Below are 6,026 nucleotides of genomic sequence, written 5' to 3' on the forward strand. Positions count from 1 at the left end.
GCTTCGTGCAGCAGTTCGTCGCCGACGTGCATGTGCAGCGCGTCCATGCGGCCGAGCAACACGACTTCCAGCGCGGTCAGCGAGGCTTCGGCGGCGGTGTCCTGCGGCATATAGCCTATGCGTTTGCGCCAGCTTTGCAGGTGGATTTTGCTCAACGCTTCGTCGCCGTAGCGGATGGTGCCTTTGTGCGCCACTTCGCCGAAAATCGTTTTCATCAGCGAGGATTTGCCCGTACCGTTGGGGCCGAGCACGGAATAGACTTTGCCTTGTTCCAGCGTCAAATCGATACTGTCGGCGACCACATAATCGCCGCGCCGGATGTGTACGTTTTCAAGTTTCAACATTTCAGACGGCCTATCGTTTCGTTAATACAATCCAGAAGAAGAACGGCACGCCGACAAACGACGTAACAATCCCCACCGGAAACAGCGCGCCGGGGATAATTACCTTGGACAACACGCTCGCCACCGACAAAAACGCCGCTCCCGCCAGCATCGCGCCGGGCAGGAAGAAACGTTGGTCTTCGCCCAAAAGAATCCGCGCCACATGCGGCGCGACCAGTCCGATAAAGCCGATGACGCCGACGAAACTGATTGCCGTCGCCGTCATCACCGCCACCAGCACCAGCGTTTTCAGGCGCAAAAGTTGCAGATTGATGCCCAGCCCGACGGCGCGTTCTTCGCCCAAGCGTAGCGCGGTCAGCTTCCACACATCGCGCGAAAGCAGCAGCACGCACACCGCCGTAACCGCCGCCGTAACGATGACCGTCTCCCAAGTCGCCTTGGTCAGGCTGCCGAACAGCCAAAACAGAATCTGCTGCGAAATCTCAGGCGCGGCGATAAACTGAATCAGCGACAAAATCGACTGAAACAGAAACAACAGTGCAATCCCCACCAGCACCAGCATCGCCGAATTGAAACGGCGCGCCGAGGCAAACAGAAACAAGATGCCCGAAGCCAGCATGGTCATCACAAACGCCCCGATGGGAACGGCGACCGTTTCCGGCAGCCCGAAACCGCCGAACGCAATCACCATCGACGCGCCCAAACCTGCCGCCGCCGCCAAGCCCAGCGTATAAGGGCTGGCCATTGGGTTGTTCAACAGCGTTTGAATTTCCGCACCGCCGACACCCAAAGCCGCTCCGACCACCAAGGCCATTACCGCAATCGGCAGGCGCAGATCCATCACAATCAGGCGGTTCATTTCATCGACATCGGGTTTGCCCAGCAAAACATTGACCACTTCGCCGACGGGCAGCGTGTCCGTCATCGCAGGGCCGGTAGCGATGTCGAATAGGAAACTGACCGCGGCGATGACTAAAAACATCAACACAATCAACCAACGCTTGCCTTCCAACTTGCGCTGGTTTTTCACAATCTCGGCGACAACCGAATCATTCATGTTTCAAACCTTTAAAAAAGAGTGTTGTGAAAGGGGAGAACAGGTTTGCCTTTTTCTTCCGCAAAAATTTCAGACGGCCTTACGATTTAAAAGGCCGTCTGAAAATCTAAACTACCTTATTGTCCTTTCGGATAGAGGTAGAACGTGCCGTTTGGTACGACGGGCAGGTTTTGGCGGTAGAAGTCCAGATAGGTCTTCTCCGGGTTGAAATCCTTAAACAACTGCGGATAAATCGCTTTGGCCATAAACTGAATCGATGCGCTGTCGGACAGCGTGCGCGAGTTGGCGTGGTAGGCGGCGTAGAGGCGGTTGTTTTTAATCGCAGGCAGGTTTGCCCAGCCGGCGCGTTTGGCAAAGCCTGCCAAGCGTTTTTCCGCTTCGGCTTTTGGAATGCCCCAGCCCATCACCATGGCGGCAGGGTTTTTCTTCAATTCGGTTTCGCGGCCGGTAATCACGATCACGTCGGGTTTGGCGGCGAGGACTTTTTCAGGATTGATTGGGCCGTAGAACTCGACCGAAGAAGCGGCGATATTGTTGCCGCCGACCAGCGTCGCCATCGAACCCCACATGCTCTTGCCGAAGGTAACGCTGTGTTCGGCAGGGCCTTTGTTGCCGAACTCGACATACACTTTAGGCTTAGGCAGGTTGGCTTTTTGTACGCGCGCTTGGATGGTGTCGGCGACGCGTTTGTAGTCTGCCGCCAGTTTGTCAGCTTTTTGCTGCTGACCGGTCAGCGTGCCGATGAGCTTGGTTGATTGAACGTGTTTAGCGACCGTTTGCGCGTTGTAGTCCAACACAACGATGGGGATGCCGGCTTTGTTGATGCGGTCGAGATCGGAACCCAAAGCCTTGTATTGCCATTCGGCCAAAACTAGTAAATCGGGTTTCAGCGCCAATACTTTCTCAATCGAGAAAGTGCCGACTTCCACTTCGCCCACGTCGGTCAGCTGATTCAGTTTAGGCACGGCTTTGCTGAATGCCGCCCAGCTTGGCGGCGCCCAGTCGGCCCAAACTGCTTTGGAGAAACCGACAACGTTGTCCAGCGCGGTTTTACCGCCGATGGCCATGTAGTCTTGGTAGTAGAAGCCCAAAACCACACGCTTGGCAGGCAGGTCGACAGTTACCTTACGGCCGATGGTATCGGTCAGCTGAACCGGTTTGGCAAAAGCGGATACGGAGCCGACTGATAAAGCTGCAGCGGCAATTAAAGCAGAAAGTTGCGTAAATCTCATGAACTATTCCTTTAAAATATAATGATAACTATTATCTTTTATAAATTTACAAGGTATTGAATCTTTTTTCAAGTGAAACATGAGAATAGACATATTTTAGAGTAAAAAGTTGCATCATTAAAATAAAGGGATAATGTTTGGGTATACTGAAGACCTAGTGAAAAGGAATGATATGGGTGCCTAAAGCCATAGTGGGCAGTAGTTGGAAGAAATAGGCAAAGGGTCATTTATTGCAAAGAAAATAAAAGATATACGGTTGAATACAGCAGGCCGTCTGAAACCTTGTAATTGGGGTTCAGACGGCCTTTGGTGTGGCCATAAAAGTTTTATTTTACTTGCGCCATCTATTTTTCAGACGGCCTGTAAGCAGTATTGGGGAAAAGTGAAAAAGGTTGGTTTTTGAAATAGCGAAATAGGGAAGAAGGGGCTTGAGGGAGAATCGAGCGTAAACCCAAAATGGGGACGAATAAAAAGGGCGTGTATCGAAACACGCCCTTGCCGGAGGTTCAGACGGCCTGTGATTCCGCCTGTTCGCTTTGGTTGAGGATTTTAATCAGCTTCTCGGTTTTTTCCGGGTCTTCGCAGCGCAGGATTTTGGCGGCATCGTTTTCGAGATGGCCGGTGTTGCTGTGCAGGATGATGTTTTTAACCGAAAGCAGGTTGTTGGGGTTCATGGAGAAGCGGCGCAGGCCCATGCCGAGCAACAGTCGGGTGAAGACGGTATCGCCGGCCATTTCGCCGCAGATGGACACGCCTTTTTCCATGCGGTTTGCGGTGCGGATGATGTGTTGCAGCGTTTTGAGGACGGCAGGGTGGCCGGGTTGGTAGAGGTGGCTGACGCTGTCGTCGCCGCGGTCGACCGACAGGAGGTATTGAATCAGGTCGTTGGTGCCGATGGAAACGAAGTCGACGAGCTTGAGGATGCTGCCGACGGTCATGGCGGCGGACGGGATTTCGATCATGCAGCCGATGCTGACCGGGCCGAAGGTTTCACCGCGTTCGGTCAGCTGGCGTTGGGCCGTGTCCAGATGGATAAGGCATTGGCGCACTTCGGAAATGGACGTAATCATCGGCCACATCATGCGCACGGGGCCGTGGGCGGCGGCGCGGAGGATGGCGCGCATTTGGGTGCGAAACATGACCGGCTCGGCGAGGCACAAACGGATGCCGGTCAGGCCGAGCGCGGGGTTGAGGCTGCCGTTGGGCGTGCTGTTTTGGCCGAACCAGCGCGGATTTTTATCTACACCCAAGTCAACGGTGCGGATGGTGATGTTTTTGCCTTTGAGTTTTTTGACGATGCCGGCATAGACTTCGTATTGTTCGTCTTCGGTCGGCATGCTGTCGCGGTTGAGATAAAGAAATTCGCTGCGGAACAGGCCGACGCCGTCTGCGCCGAAGTTGTGCAGGGCTTTGATGTCTTCTGCGGATTCGATGTTGGCGAGCAACTCAATGTTGATGCCGTCGGCCGTGGTGGCGGCGGTTTTTTTGATTTTGTTGAGTTCGCGCTTGTGGCTGCGGTATTCGCGGGCGAGGCGGCGGTATTCGTTGAGGACGACTTCGTCGGGATCGATGATGAGGACGCCGTTGATGCCGTCGACGATGACGATTTCGTTTTCGGTAATGAGTTTGCGGGCGTTGTGCAGGCCGATGACGGACGGGATGTCGAGGCTGCGGCCCAAGATGGCGGTGTGGCTGGTCGGACCGCCGGCATCGGTTACGAAGGCGGTAATGTGCTGCTCTTTGAATAGTACGGTATCGGCAGGCGAGAGGTCGTGCGCAATGAGGACGGTGTCGTCAAGCAGGTTACCGGCGAGGTTGATTTCGTTGCTTTGGCCGACAAGGTTGTTGTGGATGCGGTGGACGACTTGAAGCATGTCCTGTTTGCGTTCGCGCAGGTAGTCGTCGTCGATGCTGTCGAACTGGGCGGCGAGCTTGTCGCTTTGCAGTTTCAATGCCCATTCGGAGTTGATTTTCTGCTCGCGCAAAATGTCGATGGGTTCGCGCGAGAGGGTAACGTCGGTCAGCAGCATCAGGTGCAGGGAGATGAATGCGCCCAATTCGGTCGGGGCGTTTTCGGGAATTGCGCCGCGCAGCTGTTCCAATTCTTTGCGCGTGGCTTTGATGGCGTTGTCGAAACGGGCAACTTCGGCATCGAGTTTGTCGGGATCAATGTCGTATTGAGGGACTTCCGCCGTGCCGCGCGTGATGAGGTGGGCGTGGCCGATGGCAATGCCTTTGCCCGCGGCTACACCGTGTAGGACGATGCTCATTATTCGCCCTCGCCGAAGTAGTCGTTGATGAGGTCGGTCAACGCCTGCATGGCGGCGGCTTCGTCTGCGCCTTCTGCTTCCAGCTCAATCACGGTGCCTTTGGCGGCGGCCAGCATCATCAGGCCCATGATACTTTTGCCGTTGACGCGGTTACCGTTTTTGGTGACCCAGACTTCGCTTTGGAATTGGGAGGCGGTTTGGGTGAATTTGCTGGAAGCGCGCGCGTGCAGGCCGAGTTTGTTGATGATTTCAATTTCTTGTTTGAGCATGGATGTCCCCTAAATGTAATGTTCGTAAAGTGAATGTTTTCAGACGGCCTTAGCCGTGTTCTTTGCACATCAGGTCTTCAGGTGCGGATGTAATGGCGAAAATGCCCCGGATGGCGGCTTCTTTGACGGTTTCGGTGAAGTCGGAGAGGTTTTCGGCTTGTGATGAGTATTGGATGGCTTTAATCATCATCGGGGCGTTGAGGCCGGTCAGGATGGCGGATTTGTTTTCGCGCACCAGCCGACGTGCGGCGTTGCATGGGGTTGCGCCGAAGATGTCGGTCATGATCAGCACGCCGCGGTTGTTGGGAAATTCCTGCAACGCGGCGATGGCGTTGTTGATGATGTCATTTTGATCCTCATCGGGCTGTACGCCGAGGATGTGGAGATTTTCGGGGAAGCCGTTGGGAAAGAAATGGTCGGCCAAACCGCGATAGGCTTCACCTATGGTTTCATGTGTAATGATTAACAAACCTATCATGATGTGTTCCTATTATTGGGGTTGAGGCCGTCTGAAGATTTTTCAGACGGCCTTTGTTTTATTTATTGTTTAAGGCGTAGATTTCGCCGAGGTTGCGCCAGCAGCCGGCGGCATCCATGCCGTAGCCGAAGACGTAGCGGTTGGGTACGTCCAAGCCGACATAATCGGCTTTGGTCGGTTTTTCTTTGTCGATCAGTTTGTTGGCAAACACGGCCGCACGGCAGCTTGCTGCGCCCATTTCCAACAGTTTTTCCTGAATGGCGGCCATGGTGTGGCCTTCGTCCAGAATGTCGTCCAAAACGACTACATGACGGCCTTTGATTTGCTCGGGGTCGGGCATGCGTTTCCAGTTGAACGCGCCGCCTGCGAGTTTGTC

General features: G+C 54.4%; 7 protein-coding genes. All 7 read right to left on the reverse strand.

The features are described 5' to 3' along the window. On the reverse strand, window positions 1-344 hold a 344-nt coding region (locus tag ACTHS3_RS06810), incomplete at its 3' end, for an ATP-binding cassette domain-containing protein (protein WP_440367486.1). 10 nt (window positions 345-354) lie between these two features. Then, the gene (locus ACTHS3_RS06815) at window positions 355-1,401 is read right to left on the reverse strand and encodes a FecCD family ABC transporter permease (protein ID WP_440367488.1); all 1,047 of its coding nucleotides are present in this window, start codon (window positions 1,399-1,401) and stop codon (window positions 355-357) included. A 116-nt stretch (window positions 1,402-1,517) separates the two neighbouring features. Then, window positions 1,518-2,633 carry an ABC transporter substrate-binding protein gene (locus tag ACTHS3_RS06820; RefSeq protein WP_250581252.1) on the reverse strand — a complete coding sequence of 372 codons (1,116 nt, stop codon included), beginning with the start codon at window positions 2,631-2,633 and terminating at the stop codon, window positions 1,518-1,520. Between the two features lie 506 nt (window positions 2,634-3,139). After that, on the reverse strand, window positions 3,140-4,903 hold the full coding sequence (gene ptsP / locus ACTHS3_RS06825; protein ID WP_440367490.1) for a phosphoenolpyruvate--protein phosphotransferase: 1,764 nt from the start codon (window positions 4,901-4,903) through the stop codon (window positions 3,140-3,142). Continuing rightward, window positions 4,903-5,172: an HPr family phosphocarrier protein gene (locus ACTHS3_RS06830; RefSeq protein ID WP_004519098.1), complete on the reverse strand. Its 270-nt coding sequence runs from the start codon at window positions 5,170-5,172 to the stop codon at window positions 4,903-4,905. Before ACTHS3_RS06830 ends, ptsP begins: the two co-directional genes overlap by 1 nt. A gap of 49 nt (window positions 5,173-5,221) precedes the next feature. After that, the gene (locus ACTHS3_RS06835; protein ID WP_004519097.1) at window positions 5,222-5,650 is read right to left on the reverse strand and encodes a PTS sugar transporter subunit IIA; all 429 of its coding nucleotides are present in this window, start codon (window positions 5,648-5,650) and stop codon (window positions 5,222-5,224) included. Window positions 5,651-5,708: 58 nt separating this feature from the next. Continuing rightward, a partial coding sequence (locus ACTHS3_RS06840) for a phosphoribosyltransferase family protein (protein ID WP_440367493.1) occupies window positions 5,709-6,026 on the reverse strand: 318 nt, incomplete at its 5' end.

The sequence above is a fragment of the Neisseria sp. P0009.S007 genome (assembly GCF_051962515.1).